15 protein-coding genes are annotated in these 15496 nt (G+C 59.9%); 7 read left to right on the forward strand and 8 right to left on the reverse strand.

Going from position 1 to position 15496, the window contains the following annotated elements:
• Positions 1-101 precede the first annotated feature (101 nt).
• The 5 genes from VIM95_RS00345 to VIM95_RS00365 all read left to right on the forward strand — a co-directional run bounded on the left by VIM95_RS00345 (position 102) and on the right by VIM95_RS00365 (position 4701).
• On the forward strand, positions 102-617 hold the full coding sequence (locus VIM95_RS00345) for an RNA pyrophosphohydrolase (protein ID WP_331981359.1): 516 nt from the start codon (positions 102-104) through the stop codon (positions 615-617).
• Positions 618-714: 97 nt separating this feature from the next.
• Entirely contained in the window at positions 715-1731 is a 1017-nt protein-coding gene (galE, locus tag VIM95_RS00350) for a UDP-glucose 4-epimerase GalE (protein ID WP_331981362.1), read from the forward strand.
• Between the two features lie 36 nt (positions 1732-1767).
• Positions 1768-2847 carry a dTDP-glucose 4,6-dehydratase gene (gene rfbB / locus VIM95_RS00355; RefSeq protein WP_331981407.1) on the forward strand — a complete coding sequence of 360 codons (1080 nt, stop codon included), beginning with the start codon at positions 1768-1770 and terminating at the stop codon, positions 2845-2847.
• On the forward strand, positions 2844-3725 hold the full coding sequence (gene rfbA / locus VIM95_RS00360) for a glucose-1-phosphate thymidylyltransferase RfbA (protein ID WP_331981365.1): 882 nt from the start codon (positions 2844-2846) through the stop codon (positions 3723-3725). Before rfbB ends, rfbA begins: the two co-directional genes overlap by 4 nt.
• Positions 3726-3762: 37 nt before the next feature.
• Positions 3763-4701, forward strand: a complete 939-nt coding sequence (locus VIM95_RS00365) for a glycosyltransferase family 2 protein (RefSeq protein WP_331981368.1) — start codon at positions 3763-3765, stop codon at positions 4699-4701.
• Between the two features lie 2 nt (positions 4702-4703).
• Here the strand turns inward: VIM95_RS00365 and VIM95_RS00370 are convergent, their stop codons facing one another.
• Genes VIM95_RS00370 through VIM95_RS00405 form a run of 8 tightly spaced genes read right to left on the reverse strand, consistent with a single transcriptional unit; the run spans position 4704 to position 11868 of the window.
• Entirely contained in the window at positions 4704-5339 is a 636-nt protein-coding gene (locus VIM95_RS00370) for a sugar transferase (protein ID WP_331981371.1), read from the reverse strand.
• A complete protein-coding gene (gene aroB / locus VIM95_RS00375) occupies positions 5336-6403 on the reverse strand; it encodes a 3-dehydroquinate synthase (RefSeq protein ID WP_331981374.1) in 1068 nt (355 codons plus the stop codon). The genes VIM95_RS00370 and aroB overlap by 4 nt, the downstream gene beginning before the upstream one ends.
• Positions 6384-6929 (reverse strand): shikimate kinase AroK, encoded by a 546-nt coding sequence (aroK, locus tag VIM95_RS00380; RefSeq protein ID WP_331981377.1) that lies wholly within the window; start codon positions 6927-6929, stop codon positions 6384-6386. The genes aroB and aroK overlap by 20 nt, the downstream gene beginning before the upstream one ends.
• Positions 6930-6949: 20 nt before the next feature.
• A complete protein-coding gene (locus VIM95_RS00385) occupies positions 6950-9019 on the reverse strand; it encodes a type IV pilus secretin PilQ (RefSeq protein WP_331981380.1) in 2070 nt (689 codons plus the stop codon).
• Positions 9016-9546 carry a pilus assembly protein PilP gene (locus VIM95_RS00390; protein ID WP_331981385.1) on the reverse strand — a complete coding sequence of 177 codons (531 nt, stop codon included), beginning with the start codon at positions 9544-9546 and terminating at the stop codon, positions 9016-9018. The genes VIM95_RS00385 and VIM95_RS00390 overlap by 4 nt, the downstream gene beginning before the upstream one ends.
• 14 nt (positions 9547-9560) lie before the next feature.
• Positions 9561-10211, reverse strand: coding sequence for a type 4a pilus biogenesis protein PilO (locus tag VIM95_RS00395; protein ID WP_331981388.1), 651 nt, complete (start codon positions 10209-10211; stop codon positions 9561-9563).
• A complete protein-coding gene (locus tag VIM95_RS00400; RefSeq protein ID WP_331981391.1) occupies positions 10208-10801 on the reverse strand; it encodes a PilN domain-containing protein in 594 nt (197 codons plus the stop codon). The genes VIM95_RS00395 and VIM95_RS00400 overlap by 4 nt, the downstream gene beginning before the upstream one ends.
• Positions 10798-11868: a pilus assembly protein PilM gene (locus VIM95_RS00405; RefSeq protein WP_331981394.1), complete on the reverse strand. Its 1071-nt coding sequence runs from the start codon at positions 11866-11868 to the stop codon at positions 10798-10800. Before VIM95_RS00405 ends, VIM95_RS00400 begins: the two co-directional genes overlap by 4 nt.
• 176 nt (positions 11869-12044) lie before the next feature.
• Here VIM95_RS00405 and VIM95_RS00410 point away from each other — a divergent pair, with 176 nt between their 5' ends.
• Together VIM95_RS00410 and VIM95_RS00415 are read left to right on the forward strand one after the other, a co-directional pair.
• The gene (locus VIM95_RS00410) at positions 12045-14354 is read left to right on the forward strand and encodes a penicillin-binding protein 1A (protein ID WP_331981397.1); all 2310 of its coding nucleotides are present in this window, start codon (positions 12045-12047) and stop codon (positions 14352-14354) included.
• Positions 14355-14477: 123 nt separating this feature from the next.
• The gene (locus VIM95_RS00415) at positions 14478-15251 is read left to right on the forward strand and encodes a flagellar brake protein (RefSeq protein ID WP_331981400.1); all 774 of its coding nucleotides are present in this window, start codon (positions 14478-14480) and stop codon (positions 15249-15251) included.
• The last annotated feature ends 245 nt before the right edge of the window (positions 15252-15496 follow it).

A 15496-nucleotide genomic window follows, 5' to 3' on the forward strand; every position in this document is an offset into this window, starting at 1 on the left:
GACAGCCCGCGGTCTAAGACACACTGCAGCATGCGGATTGCTTTCAATCACCGTGCCAATGTGAAAAAATCGAAACAATTTAATGATTTTTGGTGATAACCATGCTCGACCGAGACGGCTATCGCCCCAACGTTGGCATCATCATTTGCAACGACAAGAACCAGGTTTTTTGGGGCAAACGCATACGCGAACACTCCTGGCAGTTTCCGCAAGGCGGGATCAAGTCTGGCGAGACGCCTGAACAGGCGATGTATCGTGAACTGATGGAAGAAACCGGCCTGAAGCCTGAGCATGTGCGCATACTGGGGCGCACCCGCGACTGGCTGCGCTACGACGTACCCACCAACTGGATACGGCGTGAGTTCAGGGGGACCTATAAAGGCCAGAAACAGATCTGGTTCCTGCTGCGTCTTGTTGGCCGGGAGTGCGATGTGTCGCTGCGAGCTTCCACTCATCCGGAATTTGACGCTTGGCGCTGGAACGAATACTGGGCTCCTTTGGAAGCGGTCATCGAGTTCAAGCGCGGCGTGTACGAGCAAGCACTGTCTGAGCTTGCGCGCTTTTTGACGCCCCATCCGCGTCCCCGGAACCGCCCCCGCCCGTCACCGCAGGAGTGAGCCGTTCAGCAACGGTTTATGCTAACTGACTATAGTGCGTACCTTATGGGGCAGCTACAATCTTGGTTGCACCGCACAATAACGGTAGCATTGGAAGATGCGTAGAAAAATACTTGTAACCGGAGGAGCCGGCTATATCGGCAGCCACACGTGCGTGGAGCTGCTGGCCGCGGATTATGACGTTGTCGTCATCGACAACTTTTCCAACAGCAAGCCGGCTGTACTCGACCGCATTGCTGCGATCGCCGGGCGTGCCATTAGCTGGCATGAGGGCGATCTGCGTGACCGCGCCCTGCTGCAACGTCTGTTCAGTCAGCACCATTTCGCCGGCGTGCTGCACTGCGCCGGGGTGAAGTCGATACCCGAAGCTCAGCAGTTCCCGCTCAAGTATTACCAGCACAACCTTGAAGCCAGCCTCACCCTCTTGGACGTGATGTCGCAGCATGGCGTGCACAAGCTGGTATTCAGCTCCTCTGCGACCGTCTATGGCGAAGCTGCCCGCCTGCCCTACCGGGAGGAGTCGCCGCTGGCGCCCAACACCGTATACGGCCGCAGCAAGATGATGGTGGAGGAACTGCTGCACGACCTCGTGCAGGCCGACGACAGCTGGCATATCGGCATCCTGCGCTACTTCAACCCGGTTGGCGCCCATCCCTCGGGCCTGATCGGTGAAGACCCCAACGGCCAGGTCAACAATCTGATGCCCCATCTGTGCCGGGTGGCGATCGGCCGGCAGGACGCCCTGTCGGTCTTCGGTCATGACTACCCCACCCCGGACGGTACCGGCGTACGCGACTATCTGCACGTGGTCGACGTGGCCGAGGGCCATGTGAAGGCGCTGCAGCACATCTCGGCTGAAAACGGCCTGATCACGCTCAATCTGGGCATGGGTCGCGGCTACAGCGTACTGGAAATGGTGCGTGCCTTTGAGCAGGTCTGCGGCAACCATATTCCGGTCCGCTTCGTGGCACGCCGCCAGGGCGATCTGGCAAGCTATTATGCAGATGCCAGTCGCGCTGCCGATATCCTGGGTTGGCGCGCCAAACGCGGCCTCCTGGAGATGTGCGCCGACGCCTGGCGCTGGCAGTCGAACAACCCCGATGGCTACCTGTAAGATACGTCAGGTCCATCTCTTCCCGTCGCGGAGTTCATCTTGATTCTCGTCACTGGCGGCGCCGGCTTTATCGGCGCCAATTTCGTATTGGATTGGCTCGCGCAAAGTGACGAGCCGGTAATCAACCTCGACAAGCTGACCTACGCAGGCAACCGGGACAACCTGAGCAGCCTGGAAGGCAATGATCGCCATCAGCTGGTAGTCGGTGATATCGGCGATACCGCCCTGCTGACACAGCTCTTGGAAACCCATCAGCCGCGGGCCGTGCTCAATTTCGCCGCCGAATCGCACGTCGACCGCTCCATCCATGGCCCAGCCGACTTTATCGAGACCAATGTGCTCGGCACCTTCCGCCTCTTGGAAGCCGTGCGCGCCTATTGGCAGGCCCTGCCCGAGCCACGCAAGTCGGCTTTCCGCTTCCTGCACGTCTCCACCGATGAGGTCTATGGCTCCTTGGATGCCGGTGCGCCGGCCTTTACCGAGCAGCACCAGTACCAGCCCAACAGCCCCTACTCTGCCTCCAAGGCGGCGTCGGACCACCTGGTTCGTGCCTGGCACCATACCTATGGCTTGCCGGTCGTCACCACCAATTGTTCCAACAATTACGGTCCCTACCAGTTCCCGGAAAAGCTGATCCCGCTAATGATCGCCAATGCCCTCGCTGGCAAGCCGCTGCCCATCTACGGCGACGGCATGAATATCCGCGACTGGCTGTTCGTCGGCGACCACTGCAGTGCAATCCGCCGGGTGCTGGACGCCGGTCAGCTGGGCGAGACCTACAATATTGGCGGTTGGAACGAGAAGCCCAACCTGGAGATCGTCCATCTGATCTGCGAGCTGCTGGATGAGCAGCGCCCGCGTAGTGACGGTGCCTCCTACCGCAGCCAGATCACCTATGTGAAGGACCGCCCCGGCCACGACCGTCGCTATGCGATCGACGCCCGTCGCATGGAGCAGGAGCTGGGCTGGCGCCCAGCGGAGACCTTCGAGACCGGCATCCGCAAGACCATCAGCTGGTACCTGGATAACCAGGACTGGGTCAGCCGCATCACCAGCGGCGCTTATCGAGAATGGATCGATGCCAACTACAGCCAGCGCGAAGGGCGGGCAGCATGAAGGGCATCATCCTCGCGGGTGGCTCCGGCACCCGTCTCTATCCGGCCACCCTGGCGGTGAGCAAACAGCTGCTGCCGGTCTACGACAAGCCCATGGTCTACTACCCCTTGACCACGCTGATGCTGGCCGGCATCAAGGACATTCTGCTGATCTCTACCCCGCAGGACCTGCCCCGTTTTGAACAATTGCTGGGCGATGGCAGCCAGTGGGGCATCCGCTTGCAGTACAAGGTACAGCCCAGCCCGGACGGGTTGGCGCAGGCCTTTATCCTGGGCGAGGAATTCATCGCCGGCGACAGCGTAGCGCTGGTGCTTGGCGACAATATCTTCTACGGCCACGACTTCCAAAAGCTGCTGCTGAACGCAGCTGCCCGGCCCAGCGGCGCCACCGTGTTCGCCTATGCCGTGCAGGACCCGGAACGCTACGGCGTGGTGGAATTCGATAACCAGGGCAAGGCCCGTAGCCTGGAAGAAAAGCCGGCCCAGCCCAAGTCGCGTTACGCCGTGACCGGTCTCTATTTCTACGACCACCGTGTGGTCGAGGTGGCCAAGTCCATCCAGCCGTCCGCCCGCGGCGAGCTGGAGATCACCGACGTCAATGCCCGCTATCTGGCCTGGGATGAATTGAATGTCGAGATCATGGGGCGCGGCTATGCCTGGCTAGACACCGGCACGCACGAGTCCATGCTGGAAGCCTCGCTGTTTATCCAGACCCTGGAAAAACGCCAGGGCCAGAAGATTGCCAGCCCCGAGGAGGTCGCCTTTCGGCAGGGCTGGATCGATGCCACCCAGCTGGAACATTTGGCGCGGCCCATGGCCAAGAATGGCTACGGCCAGTATCTGCTCAGCCTGCTGAGCGACGATCGCCCCTTCCGTTGAACACCCCCGGGCGGCCCCAAGGCCGCCCTGCCTTTCCATGCGCCTAGGCCTGCTCGTCCCCACCCTCAATGCCGGCCCCCGCTGGGCTGATTGGCTGGCCGCGCTCGCTCGCCAATCACGCCAACCGGAGCGAGTACTGGTTATCGATTCCCAGTCTGACGACGATACCGCGCGGCTGGCGCAGGAAGCCGGCCATGAGCTCTTGACCATACGCCGTGCCGATTTTGACCACGGTGCAACACGACAGCTCGGCCTCACCCAGCTGGCCGATTGCGAAGTAGTGGTCTGCCTGACCCAGGATGCCCTGCTGGCTGGACCGAACGCCTTGCAGGCCTTGCTGGCGACCTTTGCAGACCCCCTGGTCGCCGTCGCCTATGGCCGCCAGCTGCCGCACCAGGATGCGGACCCGACAGCAGCCCATGTGCGCACTTTCAACTACCCGCCGCAGTCACGCAGCTACAGTCTGGACGACCGTCGCCGTTATGGCCTCAAGACGGCTTTCTGCTCCAATTCCTTCGCCGCTTGGCGACGCGAGGCGCTGCTGGCGCAAGGCGGCTTTCCCAGCCGCACCCTGCTGGCCGAAGATATGCAGGCCACGGCCAGGCTGCTGATGGCAGGCTGGCGCTCGGCCTATGTCGCCGAAGCCCAGGTCTATCACTCCCACAACTACAGCCTGCAGGCGGAGTTCCGTCGCTATTTCGATACCGGAGCCCTGCACGCGCACGAACCTTGGCTGCTGGAGACCTTTGGCGGCGCAACCGGAGAGGGACTGCGCTATATCACCACCGAATGGCGGGCGCTAAGGGCGACGGGTTGGTATTGGCCACTACGAGGTCTGCTGGGCAGCGCAGCCAAATTCAGCGGCTACAAGTTTGGTCGGCTCTACCGCTATCTGCCGACGGGTTTGTGCCGCAGGCTCAGCATGCATCCCGCCTGGTGGCGGGAAGCCCATCCGCCAACTCGTCCCGTTCAATAGGCTCAGTAAGCGCCGCGACGCCCCAGCACCACGAACAGGGTACGCCAGAGGATGTGCCAGTCGAGCGACAGGCTCCAGTTCTGCACATACTGCGCATCCAGACGGACACGCTCTTCATAGGTCGTGTCATTGCGGCCGCTGACCTGCCACAGGCCAGTAATGCCGGGTCGTACCGAGGTATAGAGGCTGGCGCGATTGCCGTAGCGCAGCAACTCGGCCTCGACCACAGGCCGGGGCCCTACCAGGCTCATATCCCCCACCAGCACATTCCATAGTTGGGGCAACTCATCCAGGCTGGACTTGCGCAAGAATTCCCCGAACGGTGTCACCCGCGGATCATTGCGCAGCTTGAAGTCCTTTTCCCACTCCTGCCGAGCCTGCGCGTCTCGCGCCAGCAACTCCTGCAGGCGACGCTCTGCGTCGGGCAACATGGTGCGGAATTTATAGCAGCGGAAAGGCGCACCATGACGGCCTATCCGAACGTGGGCAAACAAGGCCGCCCCGCCTTGCAGACGCAAAGCCAATATCAAGCCCAGCAGCACCGGGGCCAGAATGAGCAGCAGGCACAAGGTCAATGCCACATCCAAAAACCGCTTGCAGACCTGCCCCAGCATCACCGCCATCCTTCTTAACTTCACGCCAGAACCTGGCGCAGTACCGCCTCATCAAGGTGACCGATATGGGCAGCCCCCAGGCGCCGCAGCAGGATAAAACGGATACGCCCTGCCTCGACCTTCTTGTCCTGCGCCATCAACGACAACCAACGCTCAAACGACAAGGTCGGGGCCTGAGTCGGCAGCCCGGCTGCTTGCAGCAACGCTGCAATCCGTGCGACATCCTGCACGCTCAGATCACCGAGCAATTGCGATGCCTTGGCGGCCACCAGCATGCCTGCAGCAACCGCCTCACCATGCAGCCAGACGCCGTAGCCAAGGCCCGCCTCAATGGCGTGGCCAAAAGTGTGACCTAGATTCAGCCAGGCACGCACGCCCTCTTCCTTCTCGTCCGCCATGACGATGCGCGCCTTGTTCTCGCAAGAGCGCCGCACCGCATAACCGAGCGCGGCCTCATCGCGCTGCATCAGCGCGGCCATATTGGCTTCCAGCCACTCGAAGAAAGGCAGATCGTCGATCAAACCGTACTTGATCACCTCGGCCAGGCCCGCCGAGTACTCGCGGGCCGGCAAGCTGCGCAGCGTACCCAGATCGGCCAATACCAGCTTGGGCTGGTAGAAGGCGCCGATCATATTTTTGCCCAAGGGGTGGTTGATGGCCGTCTTGCCCCCAACTGAAGAATCCACCTGGGCCAGCAAGGTGGTCGGGATCTGGATAAATGGCACGCCACGCTGGTAGATTGCTGCGGCAAAGCCGGTCATATCGCCGATCACCCCGCCACCCAAGGCCAAGAGGGTGCTCTTGCGCTCAAAGCGATGGGTCAGCAAGGCATCGAGAATCTGGTTAAGGGTCTCGCCCGTCTTGTATTGCTCACCATCGGCCAGCACGATGGGCAGCACTTCCACGCCAGCCGCCTCCAGAGCGGCCTGCAGGCGGGCAAGATAGAGCGGCGCCACCGTGGCATTGGTCACGATCGCAGCACGCTTCTGCGGCAGTACCGCCAAGAGCGGCCGCACATCGGCCAACAGATCGGCACCGATCAGAATATCGTAAGGCGCGTGGGCCAGTTCAACGCGGACGGTTTGCATGGATACGGGCAAGCTCATGGAGTATTTGTTGGGCCAACTGGTTGACGCTCTGGCGGCTGGTGTCGACCACCATATCGGCGACCTCCCGGTATAGCGGGTCGCGCTGCGCATACAGCGCTTCCAGCTTGGCGCGGGGATCGGCCGTCTGCAGCAGCGGGCGGTTCTTGTCCTGGCGGGTACGCTGATACAGCTCGTCGACCGAGGCTCGCAGATAGATCACATAGCCATGGCTGGCGAGCCGGGCCCGATTGTTCGGGTCCAGTACTGCACCACCGCCGGTAGCCAGTACGATGTCTTGCAGCGCCGTCAGTTCCCTGATCGTTTCCGCTTCGCGAGCCCGGAAACCGGCCTCGCCCTCGATCTCGAAGATGATCGGCACCCTGACGCCGGTACGCGCCTCGATCTCGTGATCGGCATCGTAGAAAGTCTTGTTGGCCAGTCGAGCGAGTGCGCGACCGATGGTCGTCTTACCCGCCCCCATGAGTCCTACGAGAAAAAAATTGCCCGGCAAATTCATGCCGGGCATTGTAACGGAATGCAGCTGGATCAACGCAGCGTCAGCGACTCGTCGAGGATGCGCGGCGTGATAAAGATCAGCAGTTCCTTCTTGGAGGACGACTTGCTCTTGGACTTGAACAGGTTACCCAGGTAGGGAATATCGCCCAGCCAAGGAATCTTGCTCTCGCCATCGGATTCCTGCATTTCATACACGCCACCCAGCACGGCGGTATCACCGCTGCCGACCAACACATTGGTCTCCACCACCTTGGTTTCCACCACCGGGAACTGGCCAGTCTGGGTCAGTACGTCATTGCTGACCTTGAGCTCCATGAACACACGACGGTCCGGAGTGATGCGCGGCGTTACTTCCAACTTGAGCGCCGCTTCCTTTTCCTGCGGTGCTGCACTGGCGCCCGAACCACCAGGCACAATGATGTAGTAACGACGGCCTTGCGAGATCGTTGCTTTCTGCTGGTCTGCGGTAATCACCCGTGGGCTGGACACGGTACGGCCACGACCTTCGGCTTCCAGTGCCTGCAGTTCCAGGCTCAACAGCACGCCGGAAGCTTCATTCAGCACCGAGATCCCGAAGTTGCCACCCGTCGACTTGCCGTTTGGCAGATTCACCTGCGCACCGGTCGAAGCCTTCACGCCGTTGTTGAGTACGGCGATCGAGTTGTCGATGGTATCGGCAAAGCCAACGCGGTTATTGCCTTGCGTACGATCACCACGGAAGCCCAGGCGCACACCCAAGTCACGGCTGAAGGAATCATCCGCCACCACGATACGCGCTTCGATCATCACCTGGCGGGCGGCGTTATCGGTCTTGAGCAGCAGCGCCCGTACTTCATCGAGCTTGCTCGGGATGTCATTGACGATCAGCGTGTTGGTGCGTGGTTCGACAATGGCGGTACCTTGCTTGCTCAGGAAGGGCTGCTTGTCGTTCATGAGCATGTTCCGTACTTCTTCCGCCTTCTGATAGTTCAGCTGGAAGGATTCGGTACGGGTCGGCTCAACATCGGCCAGCTTCTTCTTGGCTTCGGCGATCTGGGTCTCGCGCAGCGAGATCTCTTCACGCGGTGCCACCCACATCACATTACCGTTCTCACGCTTGTCGAGGCCCTTGCTTTGCAAGATCAGGTCCAGCGCCTGGTCCCAAGGCACATCCTTGAGGCGCAGGGTAAGGTTGCCGTTGACGGTGTCGCTGGTGATGATGTTCTTGCCGGTGAATTCGGCAATCACTTGCAGCACCGTCCGGACTTCCACGTTCTGGAAGTTCAGCGACAGCTTGTCACCCTTGTAGCTTGGCTTGTCGAGCTGAGCCAGACGCTTGGCCTGCTCGTCGACATTCTTGACCTCGACAATGAAGCGGTTCTCAGTCTGGTAAGCCGAATATTCCCAGCCACCCTTGGGATCGATCACCATCTTGACGGTATCGCCCTGGCTGTAGGTATCGATGGTCTGTACCGGTGTACCAAAGTCAGCCACGTCCATGCGGCGCTCAAGCTGGCGCGGCAGGGCGGTCTTGGCAAACTCCAGGATCAGGCTCTTGCCTTGCTGGCGAATATCGATACCGATAGTCGGGCTCGACAGATCAACCGTGATACGGCCCTCGCCCTGGGCACCACGGCGGAAGTCGACATCCTTGATCGATTCCTTCTTGACGTTCTGGGCGCTGGAGAATTGCGAAGTCGTATTGCTGACTGGCTGGCTGGCTGCGCTGCTTGCGGCCAGCGTAACCTTGAGCTTGTTGCCTTCAACGCGAGTCTCATAGGTCGCGCCTTGGGTCAAACCAAGCACCATACGGGTACGACCACCAGCCTCGGCCAAACTGATATTACGCAGATTGGCGCCGCTGACCGGCACACTGGATTTGCCGCTGTCATTAACCGTATTCACAAAGTCGAAGGCAATACGCGGTGGCGTATTGACGGCGAAGCTCGCCGGCACCTGCAAAGGCTTTTGCAAGACAACCGTGATCTCTTGTTTGTCAGCCGATTCTACTTTTACATCGATCGATTTGATGGCATTGGGTTCGTCCGCCTGGACCCCCAGTCCCACCAGAATCAAAAAGCCGGCACGCGCAAGCCAATTCAGCATGTGGCGCTTGATCATTTTTTCTGCTCCGTGTCTTCGAGCGCCAGCACGCTCGTTCTTTCTACCCAATCGCCGCCACTGTCTTCGACAATTTCCTTCAAGGTAACACCCGTCTCACTTATGGCGGTCACCATGCCGAAGTTCTGCCCCATATAGCTGCCCATCTTGACCCGATACAGGTTGCCGTCGGGCGTACGTATCAGCGCATTGATATCCTTGCCACGCTGCAACGTTCCGACCATGCGAAGCTTCTCCAGGTCGTAGGCCTCCAGCGTCTCCTTGGGCCGATTCATATTCGGCGCCAGCGCACCACTGGCCTTCTTGGCAATTTCCATCTTGCTGCGGTTGAAGGGGTCCACCAGGCTGAACGCATCGTAGACGTAAGGCTGGTAAGGCTTGACCTCGGGCAGCGGCTCCACCCGGCTCTTCAACTTCAGTTCATTGCTGCTTTCGTCCATCCAGGTCTTGAGATCACTGAACTGTTCACCCGAACAGCCCACCAATCCCAGACCCGCGGCCAAGCAGATACCCCATGACTTGTTCATGAAAGTGCCCTCTCTTAGCCTTTCTTCTTCTTATCGGCAGCGGCCTTGCGCATTTCCACCGCCTCTTCCGCATCCAGTGCCCGATAAGTCCGGGCAATGGCCTGCATAGTGAGCATGCCACCCGCGCCACTCTTCGCATCCGGCACGGAGATCTGCATATCGGTCAGCGTCACGATCCGCGACAGCTGGGCGATATCGCTCGCAAATGCCGCCAAGTCATGATATTGCCCGTTGATCTTCAGATCGATGGGGCGCTCGGCGAACTCGGCCGTCTTGATCTCGGCCGGCGTGGGCTTGAACAGATCAAACTGCAGACCACGGCCTACGCCGGATTGGTTGATCTCGGTAATCAAGGTTTCCATCTCGGCCTTGCTGGGCAACTGCTTGAGCAGCGCGCCAAACGACTCCTGAATCTCCGCCAACTGCTGGCGGTAAGCCTCAAGGTTGATCGCCTTGCCCTTCTTGTCGAGGAAAGCCGTTTTCAGCTCCTCCTCTTTTGCCCGGCCCTGGTCCAGCACATCCTGCTCGCTCGACAGCAGCAGGAAATAGCCGGCCACCACAACCAGCACGGTCAAGATGCTGAGGCAGACCAATTGGATGGCCGCCGGCCAGTTGGCGATATCCTTGGGATCCAGCCGCTTGAGGTCTTCCAGTGTCATGCTCATTTGGCGGCCTCCTTGCCCTTCTTGGCGCTCTTGGTATCCGCTTCCGGTTCTTCGCGGGTAATACGCACAGTCAGGTCGAATTCACTCAAACGCTGCGTGCCTACGTTTACCGCTTCAATCTTGATCAGATTAGGTTGCTCGAAGATCGGCGAATCATTCAGGCTGCGCATCAGGGTCGAAACCCGGGCACTGGACTGGGTGTAACCGACGATCTCGACCGCATCGGCCGTTTCCTTGATCGACTTCAGGTAGATACCCTCAGGTAGCTGCCGCACCAACTGGTCCAGGATCTGCACGGCGATCGAACGGTTGGACTGCAACCGCTCTACCACCTTCTTGCGATCCAGCAGGAGTTGCCGTTCTTTCTTCAGGGTCTCGATTTCAGCAATTTGCTTGTCGAGCTTGGCGTTTTCTTCTTCCAGGAAGGTATTGCGCTCGTCCTGGATCGCGATCTGCGCGCTGATAGCGGCATAGGCCGCACCCACGATGAATACACCACCGAGGGCGAAAACCGCCGCCATGACCGCGAAGCGACGAATCCGCGCCTTGCGTTTCTGCTCGCGGTGCGGAAGCAGGTTGATACGAATCATGCGTCAAACCTCCGCAATGCCAGGCCGCAGGCGATCAGCAGCGAAGGCGCATCGAGCAGCAGCTGGCGGGTCTTGATCCGGCTCGACTGGGTCATATTCAGGAATGGATTGGCGATCATGGTGCTGACCTGGGTACGGCTTGCCACCACTTCGTCCAGACCAGGAATCACGCTGCAACCACCTGCCAACAGGATATGGTCGACGCTGTTGTATTGCGTCGAAGTAAAGAAGAACTGCAAGGCCCGGGCGATTTCCATCGCCAGCGAATCCATGAAGGGCTGCAGTACTTCCGGCTCATAGTTGTCCGGCAGACCGCCATTACGCTTGGCCGCCTCGGCTTCTTCCGCCGACAGGCTGAACTTTCGCTGGATGTCCTGGGTCAACTGATTGCCACCAAATGCCTGCTCACGCGAGTAGATCTGCTGCCCATCGCGAAGGACATTGATATGCATCATCGACGCACCGATATCGACAATGGCTACGGTCTGGCCCTCGCCATTGTTCGGCAGCTGCCGCTCGATCAGCTCGTAGGCGGCCTGGGTCGCAAAGGATTCGACATCCATCACCAGCGCCTTGAGCCCGGCCGATTCCACCGCAGCGACGCGGTCTTCGACCTTTTCCTTGCGGGAAGCGGCGATCAGCACTTCGACCTCATCCGGTGTGGCGGCGGAGGGACCGACCACCTGGAAGTCGAGGTTGACCTCGTCCAGCGCAAACGGAATGTACTGGTTGGCCTCGGTCTCGACCTGCATCTCGAGTTCGAGCTCGGTCTGACCCGCCGGCACGGTGATCTTTTTGGTGATGACAGCCGCGGCCGGCAAGGCCAGCGCGGTGTTCTTCACCCGCGATCCCAGCACGCGCCAGGCTCGCTTGACGGCCTCACCCACCATCTCTAGATTGGCAATGTTCCCATCGACCACGGCCTCCTTAGGTAGGGGTTCGATGACGTAACGCTCGATGGTAAGGTGCTTACCAGCTTCAGACAGCTCCACCATCTTGATGGCAGAGGTGCTGATATCCACCCCGATCAATGGCGGTGTCTTCGGCTTTAGGAAATCGAGATTCAACTTGAATTTCCTTTATGAATTAGTTGTGTAGGCGGCTTTTATACGAATTTACGTTAAATCCTAGCAGTCCACCTACGGGGTGTAAAGTTGATTTATGCATTTATACTAAAACCCCGTCCAGCAAGCTATAGCAGCTGCCATAAACCTTAACCGCCCAGCCAGAAGGCATTTTTTCTATGAAGCATCGTTGGTTACTGCTCAGCGTCGGCCTTTTCTTTGCCTTGGTCGTCGCAGCAGTGGGTGCAGTGGCCATGGCCATCGCCATCACCTACCCCCGCCTGCCCTCCCTGGAAACACTGACTGACTACCGTCCCAAGATTCCATTGCGGGTCTATACCGCTGACGGTGTGCAAATCGGCGAATTCGGCGAAGAAAAGCGCGCATTTGTTCCCATCGGCCAAGTTCCATTGTTGATGAAGCAAGCCATATTGGCCGCCGAAGATGAGCGTTTCTATCAGCATGGCGGTATTGATTACATCGGTGTTGCGCGTGCAGCAGCTTCTAACCTGTTGACCGGGCACGCCCAATCGGGCGCCAGTACCATCACCATGCAGGTTGCACGCAATTTCTTCCTGAGCAGCGAAAAGACCTTCACTCGTAAATTCAACGAAGCCCTACTCTCTTTCAAAATCGAGCACAGCCTTAGTAAAGACCAAATTCTGGAGCTTTACTTCAATCAGATTTATTTGGGGCAACGTGCTTACGGTTTTGCTTCGGCAGCCCAGGTGTATTTCGGCAAGAGCCTGGCTCAACTGACCCCCGCAGAGATGGCCATGCTGGCCGGCCTGCCCAAGGCGCCGTCCAGCTATAACCCGGTGGTCAATCCCAACCGCGCCAAGCTGCGCCAGCAATATGTGCTGCGGCGCATGCGCGAGCTGCAGTTCATCAACGAACAGCAGTATCAGGCCGCCCTGGCTGAATCCCTGCACGTACGCCGCAGCAGCGAGTCCTTCCCGGTGCAGGCGGAATACGTCGCCGAGATGGCCCGCCAGGCGCTTTATGACAAATACAAGGAAGCCGCCTACACCCAGGGCTACAAGGTCTACACCACCCTCCTGGCCAGCCACCAGACCGCTGCCTACGAGGCAGCCCGCAAGGGGGTGCTGGACTACGACCGCCGCCATGGCTATCGCGGTCCCGAGGCCTATATCGAGCTGCCAGCTGCCGGTAGCGATCTGCAGGACAAACTCGAGGACCACCTTGCCGACGTCAAGGATGCCGGTGATCTGGTGCCTGCCGTGGTGTTGTCTACATCCAACACCATGGTCAAGGTCTATCTGCGTGGCGGTACCACCGCCGAGATCAGCGGCAAGGGCCTGCAGTTCGCCGCACGGGCCCTAAGCAGCAAGTTGCAACCCTCTCAGCAGTTGCGCCCAGGTGCCATCGTCCGCGTCCAGATGGGGGAGAACGGACCGCAAATCGTGCAGCTACCCCAGGCCGAGGTGGCCATGGTCTCCATCGATCCACAGAACGGTGCGATCCGTTCGCTGGTCGGCGGCTTCGACTTCAACCGCAACCACTTCAACCATGTCACCCAGGCCTGGCGCCAGCCCGGTTCGAGCTTCAAGCCCTTCATCTATTCGGCGGGCATCGAGCGCGGCTTCACCCCTGCGACCATGATCAATGACGCCCCCCTGGTGATCGACCCGGCCACCATAGGCGGGCAGCGCTGGGAGCCGAAGAACTTCGACGGCAAGTTCGCCGGCCTGATGACCATGCGCGACGCACTGACCAAATCCAAGAACCTGGTCTCCATCCGCATCCTGCAGGCGATCACGCCGGACTACGCCCAGGCTTACATCAGCAAGTTCGGCTTCGAGGCCCGTAACCATCCAGCCTATCTGACCATGGCATTGGGCGCCGGCAGCGTGACGGCCCTGCAGATGGCGGAGGGTTATTCGGTCTTTGCCAACACCGGCTACCGGGTACGGTCCTACTTTATCGACCGGATCGAAGACAGCCGTGGCCAACTGATTGCCCGCACCGAGCCCGAGGTTGCAGGCAAGAATGCCCCGCGCACGCTGGACCCGCGTAACGCCTTCATCATGACCAGCATGATGCAGGACGTGACCCGCTACGGCACTGCAGCCAAGGCCAATGTGCTCAACCGCAACGATCTGGCCGGCAAGACCGGCACCACCAACGATACGCACGATGCTTGGTTCGCCGGTTACCAGCCCGGCCTCGTCGCCATTGCCTGGCTGGGCTTCGATCAGCCGCGCTCGCTGGGAGGCTCCGAGACGGGCGGTGCGGCAGCGCTGCCGATCTGGATCAGCTATATGGGCAAGGCACTCAAGGGCGTACCCGAATACGCCTATCCAGTACCGGATGGTGTACTGACCCAGCCGGTGGAAACCAGCCGCGGTACGCGTAACGAATACTTCTACGCAGAATTCCCGCAGACCAATCCAGAACTGGGTCTGGATAATACGTCCACCGCTGCACCACAAACCATGGAGGAGGGCGTAAAGGACTTGTTGTTCTAGTCCCTGCTCCCGCCCTTCGAACCGGCTCCTTACGAGGGGCCGGTTTCTTTTTGTCTTCGCAATATGCGGTAGTAGCGCCACGCACTGTCTACACTGAGGACAAGCTGTCCTTTGCCGCCACCCATGCTGACATCAACCCCGCCGCTATTGACCGAAGAGCTACCACTCAAGGCTGAACCCGAAGAGTTGCAAGGGGCAGCACTATCGCGCCTGCACAATCCTGCCGAAGTGCACCAGGTGCTCGCGGGGCTGATCGCGAAGCGAGCCATCGTCAGCCTCTATCCTGAAAAACCCGGTGTCATCGCCAGCCTCCCGCTGCTCGGTATCGACGGTCACCAGCTGATCCTGGCGCTGCCCGAGGAAGCAGAACGGGCTGCCGTTTTCGATGCCCGGCAATTGCTGTGCGTTGGTTTGCAGGACAGGATCAAATTGCAGTTCGAGGTCGGTTATCCACGGCTCGTGGAATGGCAGCGCCAACCGGCCCTGGCCGTCACGGCACCGGCCAGCATCCTCAGGCTGCAGCGCCGCGATCACTATCGGCTGACCATACCGCTGAGCCAGCCACTCAGCGCCTTTGTGCCGCTGCAAGCGGATGGGGAGGAAGAGATCGAGGTTTCCATTATCGATCTCAGTCTCGGAGGCATGGGCATCCTGGCCTTTATTCCGGGCCTGCGGCTGGTGCCAGGTGCCCGCTACCACGGTATACGCGTCGAGCTACCACACATGGCCAGCGTCGCTGTCGATGCTCAAGTGCGTTCACGCTTCGAGCTGGTGTTACGCAACGGCATACGCACAGTCCGTACCGGCTTCGAATTCACCCCACTGCCACCGGCCAGCCGGCAGCAGATCCAGCACTACATCAATCGCATTGAGCACCCGCAACAGCCGGCGCGCTGAGGCGCACGGCGGGTACTTTGGCCACGACGTCAAGCTGATAACAAGAAGCCCCGCGGCAGCGCCGCGGGGCCAAGTTCTGGGTGTTGCCGTCGTCTTTGGGTGCCGCCTTGGGCGTTGTGCGTTCGGTCCGCGCAAAGCAAAACACCCCGATCATTGCTGATCGAGGTGTTTTAAGGGGAGCCTGGCGGTGACCTACTTTCACACGGGTAGTCCGCACTATCATCGGCGCGGCCTCGTTTCACGGT

The organism is Chitinimonas sp., assembly GCF_036568685.1.
GTDB lineage: Bacteria > Pseudomonadota > Gammaproteobacteria > Burkholderiales > Chitinimonadaceae > Chitinimonas.